Genomic DNA, 14,986 nt, shown 5'->3' on the forward strand with positions numbered 1-14,986 from the left:
CTCCTTATTGAAATTCGTGTAGTAATTTAAACTGTATATGAATGTCATCGTGAACAGTTACGTTCTCGTCTCTCGCTAGTAATACCATCGGTTGACTCAGATATGTAAATGAAACAAATGCATCCCCTCCGACGATTTCAACATCATCGACGGTTACTGGAATTCCATCGTCAACGATTTTTATATCTTCTCGTCTTATAGCGAATAATTTACCGTTGTCTTTAAAGACGTTCATCGGATACGTCCCGAAAAACTGTGCAACGAACGGATTATTTGGATAACGATACACTTTAGACGCGTCACTAAATTGCTCGACTTCTCCGTCTTTAAGAACGAGTATTTTATCTCCTAATTTCATCGCCTCATTATGATCATGCGTAACATATATAATCGTCTTCTCTTCTTCAGTTTTAATGCGTAAAATTAAGTCAGTAATTTCTCGTTTTAAACTCGTGTCAAGACTAGCGAGTGGTTCATCCATTAATATAATATCCGCATTTGTCGCTAGACTTCTAGCTAGAGCGACACGCTGACGCTCACCGCCTGACAATTCGTTCGGAAGTTTTTCTAAATGTCGTTTAATACCAAGTTCAGTCGCAATCGTTTCAACGTGAGTTCTGAGCACCTCTTTACTCATACTTTTCTTTATACTAAACTCGATATTTTGTTTCACTGTTAAATGCGGGTACAGTGCAAGGTTTTGAAACACAAATGTTAAATTACGGTCCTTCGGTTTAGCATCGGTCATTCTTTGACCATCGATATACACTTCACCATGTGACGGTTCAAGGAGTCCAGCAATTATGCGTAAAATTGTACTTTTGCCTGATCCTGACGGACCGACAATTGCCAAACATTCTCCTTCTTTTATATTTATATTTACGTTTCGTAATGCACTCATATCTCCGAAATGCTTACTCACTTGAGTTAGTTGTACTTTATCCATAATTATATTATACATAAATTGCTTACATATTGAACTAAATCGAGAAATCTAGCATAATATAGATGATGAGCGATTATGCTTAATATTATTTTAGGAGTGGGAATTCATACATGTCACATTTAGACAAAGTTAAAAACGGTAATGGATTTATTGCAGCGTTAGACCAAAGTGGAGGTTCAACACCTAAAGCTTTACGTTTATACGGTATCGCTGAAGATAGCTACGATACTGAAGAGGAAATGTTCGATCTTGTACACCAAATGCGTACACGTATCGTTACGTCACCAGCATTTACTAGCGACAAAATCTTAGGTGCAATTCTTTTCGAACAAACGATGGAAAGTAAAGTTGACGGTAAATACACTGCGGAATACTTAAGAGACAAAGGTATCGCGCCATTCTTAAAAGTAGATAAAGGACTTGCTGATGAAGAAAACGGCGTTCAATTAATGAAACCAATGCCTGAACTTGATGAGTTATTAGACCGTGCAAATGAACACGGCATCTTCGGTACAAAAATGCGTTCAGTAATCCACGAAGCAAACGAAGGTCCGATTAAAGAAGTTGTAGAACAACAATTCGAAATCGGTAAGAAAATCTTAGCTAAAGGGTTAGTACCGATCATCGAGCCTGAAGTTGACATCAACTCTAAAGACAAAGAAAAAATCGAGGACATTTTAAAAGTAGCGATTTTAGAAGAGCTAGATAAGTTAGAAGAAGGACAAGACGTCATGCTTAAACTGACAATTCCTTCAGTAAGAAATAACTTCAAAGAATTAGTCGACCACAAACGCGTCATTCGTGTCGTTGCATTATCAGGTGGATACAGCCGTGCAACAGCAAACGAACTATTAAAAGAAAACGAAGGAATCATCGCGAGTTTCTCACGCGGTTTAACAGAAGGATTATCAGTCGATCAAACTGATGAAGAATTCAACAACCTACTCGCTGATTCAGTAGAAAAAATCTACGACGCTTCAGTTAACAAGAAATAATTAAAGATGATAAAACCGAAATTCTAATCGAATTTCGGTTTTTTCTATTTTTCAGGGTGTTTCATCGGTTCGATTGGTTAGATTTAGCTGCGTGGTGAGTTGGTATGGTGGAATCGTCGGTGATAGTTGAATCTCGCCGATGATTCTGGCGAATCGTCGGTGAATTCGATTCCCCACCGACGCTAACAGGACTTTCGTCGGCGAAATTTCTATTCGCCGACGGGAATCATCGAATCGTCGGTGAAATTCGCGATTTCTCATTTTTCGCCGACGATACTGGATTTTGCGTCGGTGTACCAAAAACTCGCCGACGATAACCCTCACAGCGACGGTGAGTTATTCATCTCGCCGACGATTCAAGATAAAATAGCAAAAGAACTCCTACAGCTCTCCTAAAAATCATTTGAAAAGTTTATAAAATCAAAAATATGTGTTTTTAGAAAATATTTTTAACAAATTTTATTTATTAAACTTATTATAATTTAATTTTATATTTCATAATACCTTTATATTTCTTAATCATATTCAAAATTAAATATTATGTTTAAAATTAAAATTTAAGGGTATTTAAGTAATATTGAATGGAGGTGATAATAATGTTTACTAAAAAATTTGTTCATCATTTGCAATTGTTATTATGTTAACTACATCGTTTATACTTAACAATTCTTTTGTATCCGCTTCCTCTAATTATGAAAAAAATTATGATGAAATGCATTATAATACCAACAGTGAAGTGGAGCAAAATTCTGCATCTGCTATAGCTATTTTTGTCGGTGGTGTGTTAGTAGGTTATTTAGTTGATGGTGTTATAGAATATACTACTGGACACAATGCATCATATTGGGTTGCAAATGGATTAGAGTGGGTAGAAAAAGCTCTTGTTGGTACCACTTATCCACCTGGCTACTATATCATCGTTACAAAAGAAGGTAATATGAGCGTCTGTGATTCATCAGGTAACTGTCAAATTAATGCAAATAATTTAAGTAAATTATGAGGAGTTGATTTATAATGAAAAACTCGAAGTACCTCGGTATATTCTTACTCGGTTTTCTCGTTGCATTTATTTTAATTTACTTGTTTGGAAACCCTTTAACTTAGAATAGGAGTTTATGATTGAATTCACGAAAGTTTTTTATCAAACTAAAAGTCCTTCGCACTACATAACTATTTAGAGATAGTCTCAAAATATTATGACTTGTGAAGGACTTTTTATATTTCATTCGTCTTATACTAATTATTGTGATACCGTTGAATTGAATTACTATTACAAAGAAGGTTAAACTATGACTTTAGAAATATTATACGAAGACAATCATGTCATTGTTGTGACGAAGCCGAATAATATACCGGTTCAGGCGGATGATTCGAATGATAAAGACATGCTGACGATCGTAAAAGAATATATTAAAGAAAAATACAATAAACCGGGCAATGTCTTTTTAGGTCTCGTCCATCGTCTCGACCGTCCAGTTGGTGGTGCGATTGTGTTTGCGAAAACGTCTAAAGGTGCGAGTCGCCTTTCAAATGAAATTCGTAAACAGACGTTCGAGCGCAAATACTTAACGGTCATTGAAGGTTATCTAAAACAAAGTGGCACGCTTGAAGACTATTTAGTTAAAAACCGTAAGACGAACACGTCTTATGTTACGAGTAAAAATACAAAGGACGCAAAGCGCGCAGTGCTTGATTATAAAACAATCGGTGTAGATGAAGCACTTAGCCTACTCGAGGTTAAACTTCATACCGGTCGTTCACATCAAATCCGCGTACAACTATCAAATCAAAATACTCCAATTTTCGGGGATCAACGATATAACAAAAATAGTACAGTCGGCGAACAAATCGCTTTATGGAGTTCTGAAATCAAATTTAAACATCCAACTAAAGATGAAATCATCACTGTAACTAGCCAACCGCCAAACCGCTATCCTTGGAATAGATTCACGAATTAAGTCTATTTGACTTAATTCGTGTCTATCATTAACGTACCGTAACTGACGACGAGCTTCACTTTATACTCCCCGTCTCCGAGGACCTCTCCATCTAGCGTATCGTCGTAACCTTCAATATCGAGTAATCCAAATTGCTCTTTTAACGTTAACTCGTTATTTTTAAACATCTCTTTTAACGTAACCATCGCGTTACCTGTCGCAACTTTCCCGTCGATATGTTGATCCGGATTGACATTATTTAAAACGAGCTTCCCAGTACTGACGTTAAATTTTAAATGGTTCGTATCGACGTCATCAATTCGCATCTCTCCCGTTTGGAGATAACACGTGAGCGTATCCGCTTCTACTCTCTTCACTAATACTTGCCCGACGTCATTTTTAAATTGTATATCTTTCGCTTTTATACTGTCCGCATGAATTGAACTGTAATGCTGCGTCATTTCAAGTCGCTCGATTTCTTTATCTGGTAAATAGATGTCTAATCGCGTGTTTTTATTTGCATGAGACAGCTTTAAATTCAGATGAAAAACCCCGTCTTTAATTTCATATTGAACGTTTTCCAAGTCAATATCTTTCGTTACGTTAAAATGCAAATCTTCATCGTCTGATTCATACACATAAACTGGGACAAACGTCGTCTCAAAACTAAAGTGCGTAATATCTTCATCAATCGTTAAATCTTTTTTACTATATAAATACTTTTCAGCAAGTGCTTCCGGGGCACCTAATTCTTTTATTAGTGCGTCATCATCCTCACTGTCTCGAAAGCGATTCATCAATTTATCGATTATTTTATCTTGTCGTTTAGTTGGGAGGGATTGTAAATGATACTTCACAGTCCCTAAATACTCATAACGGTCCATTTCGTGGCACCTTCCTTTTTAAAACTAATTTTCTTATATATACTAACTGTAAAGACGTAAAGGAGAATTCTCATGACATTATTTCATCACGATTCATTATACTATAGCGAAAAAGTAAAACAAAAAGAAGTCAGCGTCACAGATCTCGTCGAGCGTGCGTTACATAATATCGAGCATTACGACGACATGAACGCTGTCATTCATATAGAAAAAGATAAAGCACTCCGTACCGCACGAGAAATGGACAAAGCGTTGAGTACATTATCTTTAGAAGAAATAAAAACATTGCCTCCATTTTACGGGGTGCCAATTGTCGTTAAAGACCTCGGGCAAGAAGAAGAAGGTATTAAAGCGACAAATGGTTCCTATTTATTTAAAGACTACATCGCAAAAACTTCGAGCAACTTTGTAACTCGACTCATTGAAAACGGGTTTGTCATCGTCGGACGAACAAATGTCCCAGAATTCGGGTTTAAGATGGTCACTGATTCAGATCTTTTAGGAAATTCTTACGCACCATTTGGTCGACCACTCTCTTCAGGTGGTTCAAGTGGTGGCGCGGCAGCTGCGTTAAAAGCTGGACTCGTCCCTGCCGCTTCCGGAAGTGACGGAGGTGGTTCGATTCGTATACCGGCAAGTTTTAACGGTTTAATCGGCTTAAAACCGACAAGAGGACGCGTCACAAGCGGTCCGGGAAGTTATAGACAATGGCAAGGTGCGTCCATTGATTTCTTTTTAACAAAATCAGTGAGAGAAACGTACGAACTTCTAAAGATGATGGACGTCCAGCCACCTGCAGCGCCGTATATTGCACCGCCACTTACGATACGCGAACTTACACCGCCTAAGAAACGCTTAAAAATTGCGTATAGTGCGGAATCTCCCATTGGTTCAGAAGTAAACGATGAAGCTGTTAAAAGCTTAAAATATACAGTCGAAGTGCTTGAATCACTCGGTCACGAAGTTGTAGAAGACACTGTACCAGTCGACGGGCAAAAAGCAATTCATTCATACTTCACTATGAACATGGTAGAAACTGCTGCGATGTTTAAATCTATGGAGCAAAGTTTAGGCCGTGAGATTACAAAAGACGATGTCGAACTTATCTCATACGGTATGTACTATGCAGGCTTAAAAGTACCTGGATGGATGTACACACAGTCACTTAGCTACTGGGATACGTTAAGTGAACAGTATCACCGATTTTTAGACGATAACGGCTATGACTTTTACTTAACACCAACAATGAATGGTCCGACAAAAGACATCGATCAGTTCAAACCATCAGATGAGGCATTTAAAAAACTCGAAAATATAGAAAGTTTATCAGACGATGAAGTATCTCATATTTTTGAAGACGTCTTTAAAACGAGCAGCGCGTATAGTCCGTACACATGGACGATCAACTTAACCGGACAACCCGCAATTAGTCTTCCGCTATATAATACAGACGAAGGCTTACCTGTCGGAAGCATGTTTATCGCACGTAAAGGTGAAGAAGATAAATTACTACAACTCGCTTTAGAAATTGAGAACGCCGGACGATTAGACACGAAAGTTTTTCATCCGAAGAAGCGTTAACGATATTGTTATAAAGGGAAGAGTTTGATATTATTTATACACTAATAAATTGAATGGAGATTACTATGGACCTTTTAAAACAGCGCATATTAAATGACGGTGAAGCCTTAAACGAAAATGTACTGAAAGTTGATTCATTTTTAAATCACCAAATCGATCCTCTACTAATGAAAGAAGTTGGACAAGAGTTTATTCACCGATTTGAAGACGTCGAGTTCAATAAAGTGTTAACACTCGAATCTTCAGGGATCGCACCATCTGTGATGGTCGGTTTACTTTTAGATATCCCAGTTGTTTTCGGACGAAAAAGACAATCGTTAACGTTAAGCGATGACTTATACACGTCACAAGTGTTTTCATATACAAAGCAAGAGACGAACACGATCGCAGTAGCGAAAAAGTTTTTAAGTAAAGATGATAAAGTACTCATCATCGATGACTTCTTAGCAAACGGTGAAGCGGCGGGCGCTCTTATTGACGTCGTTGAACAATCCGGTGCAGAAATTGTCGGTGTTGGAATCGTCATAGAAAAGGCATTCCAAAGTGGCGGTAAAATTTTACGCGATAAAGGATACCGCGTAGAGTCACTTGCACGCATCGAGTCGATGTACGATAAACAAGTCAAATTCGTAGGTGACAATTAATGGAGCAAAGACAGCATCTTAAAGATGCTTCACTCGGACTGCAGCACGTACTTGCGATGTACGCAGGTGCCGTGATCGTGCCGTTAATCGTTGGTTCCTCGATTGGCCTAACGACTGCACAACTGACGTATTTAATCTCAATTGATATTATGATGTGCGGTGTCGCTACTATTTTACAAGTATGGAAAAACAAATTTATGGGAATTGGACTCCCAGTCGTACTAGGATGTGCATTTACCGCCGTCGGACCGATCATCAACATTGCAAATACATATAGTATCCAAAGTGTGTACGGGGCAATTTTATCCGCAGGGTTATTCGTCGTTATCGTCGCAAGATACTTTAGTAAACTGATAAAATTCTTCCCTCCAGTTGTAACAGGAACGGTCGTCACAATTATCGGTTTAACACTCATTCCAGTTGCTTTAAATAACTTCGCTGGAGGCCAAGGTGCAGAAGATTTCGCATCGATTGAAAATGTCTCGCTCGGATTTATAACGTTACTTATTATACTCGTCGTTTTAAAATTTGCACGCGGATTTTTCGCATCCATCGCGATATTAATTGGAATCATCGTCGGGACGATTATTGCAGCCTTTTTCGGACAAGTCGATTTATCTCCAGTAAAAGAGGCATCATGGTTACACTTACCGGTCGTCTTTTACTTCGGAACACCAGAATTCCACTTAGTACCGATACTGACGCTTATATTAGTTGCGATGGTGAGTTTAGTAGAATCTACAGGAGTCTATTTCGCGCTCGGAGATATTACTGATAAAGAAATTCGTGAAGCAGATTTAAAACGTGGATACCGTGCAGAAGGTTTTGCGATTATGCTCGGAGGACTATTTAACTCACTGCCTTATACGACATTCAGTCAAAACGTCGGACTCATTCAACTGTCTGGTGTACGTAAATTGAAAATTATTTACATCGCTGGAGTTATGCTTATGATTTTAGGGCTGATGCCAAAAATTGGAGCAGCAACACTCGCAATACCAGAATCCGTCTTAGGTGGCGCAATGATTGCGATGTTCGGAATGGTCAGTGCATACGGAATCAAAATGCTTAGCACAGTAAACTTTGAAAACCAAAATAACTTAATGGTCGTCGCGATCTCACTCGCACTCGGGCTTGGAGTCACTGCAGTACCAGACGTCTTCAGTAGTCTCCCGTCAAGTATTTCTGTTATCACAGAAAGTGGAATTGTAATGGGTAGTTTATCGGCAATCATTTTAAATATCGTATTAAACTTTAACTTAGAACCAAGCGATGAAATAAAAGATCAAATATATGAAGCGGCAGAAGATGACGCAAAATAATAGAGCGCACTCATGGGAGTGCGCTTATTTTTGTAGGTTTCGGATGTAGTTTGATGAGGGTTTCTTGGATTTTTGGGGAATCGTCGGTGAATCTCAAATCCCACCGACGCAGACAGCACTATCGTCGGCGAAATTTCTATTCGCCGACGGGAATCACCGAATCGTCGGTGAATTTCGAGATTTTCGGTTTTTCGCCGACGATTCGTCATTTTGCGTCGGTGTACCAAAAACTCGCCGACGATAGCCGCCATAGCGACGGGGAGTTTTTCATCTCGCCGACGATTCGTCCGAACCACCCCTAAAAAGATGAAAAACCACTCTAAAACTCTATTTTCTATAGTACTCCTTATGAAGTGCTTTTACTCTATCTTCAAATTCTTTAACTGGACCAATTACTTCGATATCTTCAGCAATATCTGTAATTCTTAAGGGTCTCACGCGTCCAGCTTCTACTCCGAATTCTTTCTGCCACTTTCTAAACTGTGCACTACTCGTTGCATAGACAATCTTACCTAGTCCGTTTATTGCATGTGCATTTGCGCACATCGGACAGTGTTCGCCTGAAGTGTACACGACCGCTTCTTTTCTTTCTTCCTCAGATAAGTTCACACTCGCCCACTGTGCGATATGAAGTTCAGGGTGCTTCGTATTATCTCCGGTAGAAATTCTATTATGGTCTTTAAATAGTATCTCCCCTTCCTTACTAACAAGCACTGAACCAAACGGTTGGTCTCCTTTATTTAACGCCTCTTCTGCAAGACTAACAGCGAGTTCAAGATATTCTTTTTCTTTATTTGTCAGCATAATTACACTCCTAATCCTTTCTATACTTACTTTCTATTCTAATCTGAAACAGATTATAAATCACTGAATTGAGTTAGGCATAAGTCCAACCTCGTCTATTATTTTATAATTTTGAGTTTAAAAATATCTCAATTAGGTAATTTTAAGAATAAGGAACACTGCCGTAACGGTTTTTGATTAAGTTCCTTAAATGAGACCTGTTAGTAATTTTGCTTTAATTACTACATATTTGATAGGAGAAATTTAAATGAAAAAGTTTTGGATGGTCCTGCTGGCCCTATCTTTTATAACGCTCGTTGCGTGTTCTTCTAATGAAGATAAAGACACGAATACTAGTAATGAGTCAGCGGATGAAAAGACAGAGGAAGTTGAGAAAGAAGAATCGACAGACACTGAGGGCGAAGAGAATAGTGAGTCATCTAAGAAACCTGAATATGATGAGGCGAAAGCTACGACTAACATCATGAAAAAAGAAGCAGACGGCTTACTTAGTACAATCGAAATGAAACATGCAGATGACGTATTACTGGAACAAAACCAGGTCACTGAGGGCGAATACAGCACACTTGGTGTGAAAGACAAAAAAGAGGCACAAGAAAAGGTTAAAGAATTCGGTGATGAAGAAAAATATAAAGACCAAGAAGGTGTCGAATACTCAGTAGAATTTAATGATGATACTTTCATCGAAACATTCAAAGTCGACTACACAGTCGCAGATTTCAGTGTAGTGTCATCACTACCTGACTCTGGTACAGAATCACAGTTTGTAAGCTATGAATTAAGTGTAGATAACTTTAAAAAACAAGGATATTATCTTGAAGGTGAAGAATCGAGTGAAGTATTCCTTCTTGAACAAGAAGGCTATATTTATGAAGTATCTGTTTTACAAGACGGAAACAACAAAATTTTAAAACAGACAACTTATAACGAACAGTCATATGAATCGCTTGGCTTAGCAGATAAAAAAGCTGCAGAAGAACAATTTAAAGATATCGCCAAAAATTATGAAGAGTTAAACAAACTTGACGGTGTGAATTTTGATATGAAATTCGAAGATGATAAATTCACTGTAGAAGGCGTCATGGATTATGAAAAAGTTAAAGATCTAGATAAAGTTCTTCAGTTAATGGGTATTGAGCAAGTAGATGAAAGTGCAAAAGAAGAAGCACGAAACTACACAGAAATCGCGATGGCTCTTCTAGGAAATGGATTAGAACATGTAGAAACAAAGAAATAACATAAAAGCACGCAAGCTGAAAAATCCTTCAGCGCGTGCTTTTTAATTTGAAAACTAATCCTTCTTATACGCAATCATCCCAGCACTTACAAAAAATAAAATCCCTGGCACGATGTAAAATAAAAATAAGAATCCACCAAGTTTTTCTGGTATAAGAGTCGCCAGCAGCATCATTACAAAGCTAATGACTAACAGTGTAAATATCGTATTTCTCATTTTCATATGTTTACCCTCATAAATTTTAAAATTTTAATAGTAAATCATCAAAATCATTTCATGAAATATTTACTATTAAACATTTGATAGAGACATTTCTAATGTCTTCAAGACATGTCCATCAAATTCATCATCATATTCATCTACAATTTTAAATCCTAGTTTCTTATAAAAATTAACCGCATTAATATTACTCTTTTCAACTTCTAAAAATATTTCTTCAAAAACTTCTACTTCTTGAATACTATGTTTTATTAATTTAGTACCAATACCTTTTCCTTGATAAGCTGGCAACAAATATATTGCGGTTAAATCATATGTATTCGGTTTATTTGTCTCATTAAGGTTAATAAAACCAACGATTTTTCCCTTATCTTCTGCAACAAAAACAATCTGTTCGAGACGTTTTTTTAGCATCTCATCACTATATGCTGAATTTAAAAAATTATTTTGCACTTCTTCTGGAATTATATCGTAATATGTATGATTCCAACTCTTTTTAGCAACATATTGAACATCTGGAATGTCTTTCTCTTCCATTGGTCGAATGATTAAATCCATACCCATCTCCCCCTTTTTCTATTTTACCAATCATAGTGTATAGAACAAAATTAAAATCAAAAAGCACGTACCCTAATAAATCAAGGAAACGTGCTTTAAAATCTGCCAATGTACGTTAAACTTTGAGCTATATAATTTTTACATCATCTCACTATAAGCTGTAGCTAGTCTTATAAATCGTGTAGTAATTATCCGCAAAGTTATTGTATGAAACATCTACAATGCATTTCGGCTGTCAAGAAATATTAAAAAAGAATAATTAATAAATATTCATTTAATATTTGATAACTACACGTTTTTAGAAAAAGTTTTGAACGTATGAAAAAATGAACAAATATTAAGTTGATAGTAGTACACAAAACTTAAAAATGTTCTGAAACATTCTTACTAAATAAAAGTAATAAGGGAATAAAAGAAAATTGACTAGAATAAAATCCTAAAATCTGGGACATCCAGTCAATTATCTACTTAAATATTTAGGCGATTAATTTGGGTTTAGTATAGTTATCACAGTTTCTTTTTACTAACATATCCTGGCTTACCGAGCATTTCAAACATATTTGTCTTATATGCTTCCACACCTGGCTGATCAAAAGGATTTATTTCTAATAAATAACCGCTCATCACACATGCTTTTTTGAAAAAATAAACAATATAACCAAATGTATAAGCATCAAGACGTGGTACATCTAAAACCATATTCGGCACACCACCATCGACATGTGCCATCAATGCAGCATCACTAGCTACACGATTTATTTCATTGAGTGATTTGCCTACTAAATAATTTAATTCATCTAAGTTTTCCTCATCTTGTTCTACGAATAACGTCTCAGCTTCTTCTTCCACTCGTAAAATAGTTTGGAATAATTGGCGTCTACCATCTTGGATATATTGCCCTAATGAATGTAAATCTGTTGGAAAATTAGCAACCGCAGGGAAAATTCCTTTCCCATCTTTTCCTTCACTTTCCCCGAATAATTGTACCCACCAATCTGTAAAGTAACGTAGTTTCGGATCATAGTTTGACAAGATTTCTGTTGTAAAATTTTTCTCATATAAAAGATTTCTAATAACAGCGTATTGATATGCAATATTATTATGTAATGTCGGGATAGCTAAATCTTCTGATGCTTGCCTTGCCCCTCTTATAACTTCATCAATATCTATCCCACTTGCTGCCATTGGTAATAATCCGACTGGGGTCAGGACAGAATATCTTCCACCAATATCATCAGGAATAATAAACGTTTCATAGCCTTTTTTATCAGCTAAAACTTTTAAAGCACCTTCCGACTTATCTGTAGTGACATAAATACGTTTAGACGCCTCTTCTTCACCGTACTTCTCCTCTAAAAACGTACGGAAAATACGGAATGCAATGCCCGGTTCAGTCGTCGTTCCACTTTTTGAAATAATATTAATAGAAACATCCACATCTTTTAATGCATGTAACAATTCCTTGTTATATGTTGCACTAATATGATGTCCGGTAAATATAATTTCTGGTATATGATTTTCTTTGTGCCCAAGATACCCGAATGTATCACCTAACATTTCAATCGCTGCATGCGCTCCTAAATAAGAACCTCCAACTCCGATAACGAGTAAAACATCTGAATCCTTTTTTATTCGTTCAGCAACAGTCTTGATCCGTGTTAATTCTACTTCATCTACTGGAACATCTAACCAACCGAGAAAATCTTTTCCCATTCCATTTCTTGAATGAATTAAATCATGATAATGACGGATAATTGGGTCATAACTATTTATATCTTTTTGTGAAATAAAGCGTAACACATGTTCATATGAAAAATGCAAGTATCCCATCGCTAACTCCTAAAATGAAAATAAAATAATAATTATATACTACCATTTCACCACTAAATAATCTACAAACGTTTTCTTTATTTGAAAAACGAAACTAAACGAGTCTCAATCGATTTATGCAATTTTCTAATGAATGAGTGACTTTCCTCTAGTGATGATTCCTTCACTCCATAATAGAATTTAATTTTTGGCTCTGTTCCTGATGGACGAATAACAACCCATGCACCATTATCTAATATATATTTTAATACATTCGATTTGGGCAACATAATATCTTCCAATTCGCCGTTCGATACAACCATACGTTGTTGTATTTGATAATCTTCACGTACGTTTACGTTAACATTAGCGAATTCATTTGGAGGATTATTTCGGAAATCTTCTAAGATTGCTTGAATTTGTGCTGTACCATCTTTTCCTTCTAATGTAATCGATTGTAAATCTTCTACATAATACCCATACTTTTCAAAAATCTCTTGTAAGCCATCATATAAGTTTTTTCCTTGATTTTTATAAAAGGCTGCTACTTCTGCAATTAATAAACAAGTTTGAGCAGCATCTTTATCACGAACAAAATCTCCAATTAAATATCCATAACTTTCCTCATATCCAAATAAAAAAGTATGTTCTTTCGTTTCTTCAAAAGCCTTCATTTTCTCTGCAATATATTTAAATCCAGTGAGTACATCGAATGTTTTAATACCATGTGCCTTCGCAATATCACTACCCAATTCAGAGGTTACAATCGTTTTTAACACTGCCGAATTGTCTTCTAAAGTTCCTTGTGCTTTTTTCTCTGTAATTAAATAATGTAATAAAATAGCACCAATCTGGTTACCTGTTAATAATTTATAAGTTCCTTCAACGTGCACTGCTACTCCGACACGGTCTGCATCTGGATCTGTTGCTAACAACACGTCTGCATTGAGTTTTTCCCCTTCTTCCATGGCAAGCTTAAATGCTGAAGCTTCTTCAGGGTTTGGATAATCTAGTGTAGGGAAGTCTCCATCAGGTTGTGCTTGTTCTTCCACAACAGACACGTTTAAAAAACCTGCCATTTTAAGAGCCTCTTGTACCGGACGATTCCCCGCTCCATGTAGAGGAGTATATACAATTGATAGTTCATCAGACATTTCATTAATTCTCGATCGGTTTACTATAAGTTTCTGTAAATTCATTAAATAAGCGTTATCCACTTTGTCACCGATCATCGTTAATAAACCTTTTTCCAATAGTGAGTTTTCATCTGCCACTTTTATTGATAAAGGAGCTGTAATTGCATCTACACTTGCTACAATCTCATCTGCTACTTCTGATACTATTTGAGCTCCATCTTCTCCGTACACTTTAAAACCATTGTATTCTGAAGGGTTATGGCTTGCTGTAATAACTACTCCGCTAAAGGCATGTAGATAGCGTACTGCAAATGATAATTCTGGTGTCGTACGCAAACTTTCAAATAAGTATACTTTAATTCCAAGGTTACCGATTGTCTTTGCTGTTTCCATTGCAAATTCAGGTGACATATGACGGCTATCATAAGCAATGACGACGCCACGGCTTTTCGCTTCATTTCCTTTTGACTCTATATAGCGTCCTAAACCTAAAGCCGCTTTACGCACCGTGTATGTATTCATTCGATTTGTACCAGCACCAAGCAATCCTCTCATTCCAGCTGTTCCAAATTCTAAATACTTATAAAATCGATCTTCTATTTCTTTTGTATCCTGTATATTTAATAATTCTTTTTTTAACTTTTCCTCTAAATCTGGAGAGTCAACCCATGTTTCATATAACGTTCTAAAATCCACGCCTCATCCTCCTAATATATTACAAATAAAGATGTACCTATCAATATTAAGTATACATTGGTTAAAAAAGGTTTTCATTAATTATCCTTAAATCAATGTATTAAACTCGTTTACAATTTTACAGAAATAGATTTAATCAATAAAATTCCATAGACTTACTTAAAATTAAATAATCTCAATTCTAAAACTTAAATTTCAAGTTTAAGTTAGCCACTTGA

At 36.4% G+C, this 14,986-nt stretch carries 15 protein-coding genes; 8 read left to right on the forward strand and 7 right to left on the reverse strand.

Annotated elements, in window-relative coordinates; translation table 11 throughout:
* Nucleotides 1-4 precede the first annotated feature (4 nt).
* Nucleotides 5-946, reverse strand: a complete 942-nt coding sequence (locus HMPREF2767_RS07785; RefSeq protein ID WP_168162130.1) for an ABC transporter ATP-binding protein — start codon at nt 944-946, stop codon at nt 5-7.
* 110 nt (nt 947-1,056) lie between these two features.
* Between HMPREF2767_RS07785 and HMPREF2767_RS07790 the strand changes: the two genes are divergently transcribed.
* The 3 genes from HMPREF2767_RS07790 to HMPREF2767_RS07800 all read left to right on the forward strand — a co-directional run bounded on the left by HMPREF2767_RS07790 (nt 1,057) and on the right by HMPREF2767_RS07800 (nt 3,899).
* Nucleotides 1,057-1,941, forward strand: a complete 885-nt coding sequence (locus HMPREF2767_RS07790; RefSeq protein ID WP_068131119.1) for a fructose bisphosphate aldolase — start codon at nt 1,057-1,059, stop codon at nt 1,939-1,941.
* 637 nt (nt 1,942-2,578) lie between these two features.
* Nucleotides 2,579-2,941: a hypothetical protein gene (locus tag HMPREF2767_RS07795; protein ID WP_070623694.1), complete on the forward strand. Its 363-nt coding sequence runs from the start codon at nt 2,579-2,581 to the stop codon at nt 2,939-2,941.
* Between the two features lie 289 nt (nt 2,942-3,230).
* Nucleotides 3,231-3,899: an RluA family pseudouridine synthase gene (locus tag HMPREF2767_RS07800; RefSeq protein ID WP_070623697.1), complete on the forward strand. Its 669-nt coding sequence runs from the start codon at nt 3,231-3,233 to the stop codon at nt 3,897-3,899.
* An 11-nt stretch (nt 3,900-3,910) separates the two neighbouring features.
* Here HMPREF2767_RS07800 and HMPREF2767_RS07805 read toward each other — a convergent pair whose 3' ends face one another.
* Nucleotides 3,911-4,762, reverse strand: coding sequence for a DUF4097 family beta strand repeat-containing protein (locus HMPREF2767_RS07805; RefSeq protein ID WP_070623700.1), 852 nt, complete (start codon nt 4,760-4,762; stop codon nt 3,911-3,913).
* Nucleotides 4,763-4,834: 72 nt separating this feature from the next.
* Here HMPREF2767_RS07805 and HMPREF2767_RS07810 point away from each other — a divergent pair, with 72 nt between their 5' ends.
* The 4 genes from HMPREF2767_RS07810 (at nt 4,835) to HMPREF2767_RS07825 (ending at nt 8,611) form a co-directional block, all read left to right on the forward strand.
* The gene (locus tag HMPREF2767_RS07810; RefSeq protein ID WP_070623703.1) at nt 4,835-6,343 is read left to right on the forward strand and encodes an amidase family protein; all 1,509 of its coding nucleotides are present in this window, start codon (nt 4,835-4,837) and stop codon (nt 6,341-6,343) included.
* Between the two features lie 65 nt (nt 6,344-6,408).
* Nucleotides 6,409-6,987: a xanthine phosphoribosyltransferase gene (locus HMPREF2767_RS07815; RefSeq protein WP_070623706.1), complete on the forward strand. Its 579-nt coding sequence runs from the start codon at nt 6,409-6,411 to the stop codon at nt 6,985-6,987.
* Nucleotides 6,987-8,309, forward strand: coding sequence for a nucleobase:cation symporter-2 family protein (locus tag HMPREF2767_RS07820; RefSeq protein ID WP_070623709.1), 1,323 nt, complete (start codon nt 6,987-6,989; stop codon nt 8,307-8,309). Before HMPREF2767_RS07815 ends, HMPREF2767_RS07820 begins: the two co-directional genes overlap by 1 nt.
* 86 nt (nt 8,310-8,395) lie before the next feature.
* A complete protein-coding gene (locus HMPREF2767_RS07825) occupies nt 8,396-8,611 on the forward strand; it encodes a hypothetical protein (RefSeq protein WP_148129009.1) in 216 nt (71 codons plus the stop codon).
* 25 nt (nt 8,612-8,636) lie between these two features.
* Here HMPREF2767_RS07825 and HMPREF2767_RS07830 read toward each other — a convergent pair whose 3' ends face one another.
* On the reverse strand, nt 8,637-9,113 hold the full coding sequence (locus HMPREF2767_RS07830; protein WP_070623714.1) for a nucleoside deaminase: 477 nt from the start codon (nt 9,111-9,113) through the stop codon (nt 8,637-8,639).
* Between the two features lie 247 nt (nt 9,114-9,360).
* Between HMPREF2767_RS07830 and HMPREF2767_RS07835 the strand changes: the two genes are divergently transcribed.
* A complete protein-coding gene (locus tag HMPREF2767_RS07835) occupies nt 9,361-10,350 on the forward strand; it encodes a DUF1307 domain-containing protein (RefSeq protein WP_070623717.1) in 990 nt (329 codons plus the stop codon).
* Between the two features lie 54 nt (nt 10,351-10,404).
* On the opposite strand, the gene HMPREF2767_RS08785 is transcribed toward HMPREF2767_RS07835, so the two are convergent.
* From HMPREF2767_RS08785 to HMPREF2767_RS07850, 4 genes are all read right to left on the reverse strand, one after another.
* A complete protein-coding gene (locus HMPREF2767_RS08785) occupies nt 10,405-10,572 on the reverse strand; it encodes a hypothetical protein (protein WP_168162131.1) in 168 nt (55 codons plus the stop codon).
* A gap of 69 nt (nt 10,573-10,641) precedes the next feature.
* Nucleotides 10,642-11,127 (reverse strand): GNAT family N-acetyltransferase, encoded by a 486-nt coding sequence (locus HMPREF2767_RS07840; RefSeq protein WP_070623720.1) that lies wholly within the window; start codon nt 11,125-11,127, stop codon nt 10,642-10,644.
* A 507-nt stretch (nt 11,128-11,634) separates the two neighbouring features.
* Entirely contained in the window at nt 11,635-12,957 is a 1,323-nt protein-coding gene (locus HMPREF2767_RS07845; protein WP_070623723.1) for a glucose-6-phosphate isomerase, read from the reverse strand.
* Nucleotides 12,958-13,034: 77 nt separating this feature from the next.
* Entirely contained in the window at nt 13,035-14,768 is a 1,734-nt protein-coding gene (locus tag HMPREF2767_RS07850; RefSeq protein WP_070623727.1) for a phospho-sugar mutase, read from the reverse strand.
* Nucleotides 14,769-14,986 lie beyond the last annotated feature (218 nt).

This window comes from Nosocomiicoccus sp. HMSC067E10 (assembly GCF_001810835.1).
Classification (GTDB): Bacteria; Bacillota; Bacilli; order Staphylococcales; family Salinicoccaceae; genus Nosocomiicoccus; species Nosocomiicoccus ampullae_A.

Excerpts from the sequence above, each read along its gene's own strand:
- HMPREF2767_RS07845 (WP_070623723.1), bottom strand. The coding sequence starts at position 12,957 with ATGGGATACTTGCATTTTTCATATGAACATGTGTTACGCTTTATTTCA.
- HMPREF2767_RS07805 (WP_070623700.1), bottom strand. The coding sequence starts at position 4,762 with ATGGACCGTTATGAGTATTTAGGGACTGTGAAGTATCATTTACAATCC.
- HMPREF2767_RS07840 (WP_070623720.1), bottom strand. The coding sequence starts at position 11,127 with ATGGATTTAATCATTCGACCAATGGAAGAGAAAGACATTCCAGATGTT.
- HMPREF2767_RS07795 (WP_070623694.1), top strand. The coding sequence starts at position 2,579 with ATGTTAACTACATCGTTTATACTTAACAATTCTTTTGTATCCGCTTCC.
- HMPREF2767_RS07810 (WP_070623703.1), top strand. The coding sequence starts at position 4,835 with ATGACATTATTTCATCACGATTCATTATACTATAGCGAAAAAGTAAAA.
- HMPREF2767_RS07800 (WP_070623697.1), top strand. The coding sequence starts at position 3,231 with ATGACTTTAGAAATATTATACGAAGACAATCATGTCATTGTTGTGACG.
- HMPREF2767_RS07830 (WP_070623714.1), bottom strand. The coding sequence starts at position 9,113 with ATGCTGACAAATAAAGAAAAAGAATATCTTGAACTCGCTGTTAGTCTT.
- HMPREF2767_RS08785 (WP_168162131.1), bottom strand. The coding sequence starts at position 10,572 with ATGAAAATGAGAAATACGATATTTACACTGTTAGTCATTAGCTTTGTA.
- HMPREF2767_RS07820 (WP_070623709.1), top strand. The coding sequence starts at position 6,987 with ATGGAGCAAAGACAGCATCTTAAAGATGCTTCACTCGGACTGCAGCAC.
- HMPREF2767_RS07790 (WP_068131119.1), top strand. The coding sequence starts at position 1,057 with ATGTCACATTTAGACAAAGTTAAAAACGGTAATGGATTTATTGCAGCG.
- HMPREF2767_RS07835 (WP_070623717.1), top strand. The coding sequence starts at position 9,361 with ATGAAAAAGTTTTGGATGGTCCTGCTGGCCCTATCTTTTATAACGCTC.
- HMPREF2767_RS07785 (WP_168162130.1), bottom strand. The coding sequence starts at position 946 with ATGGATAAAGTACAACTAACTCAAGTGAGTAAGCATTTCGGAGATATG.
- HMPREF2767_RS07815 (WP_070623706.1), top strand. The coding sequence starts at position 6,409 with ATGGACCTTTTAAAACAGCGCATATTAAATGACGGTGAAGCCTTAAAC.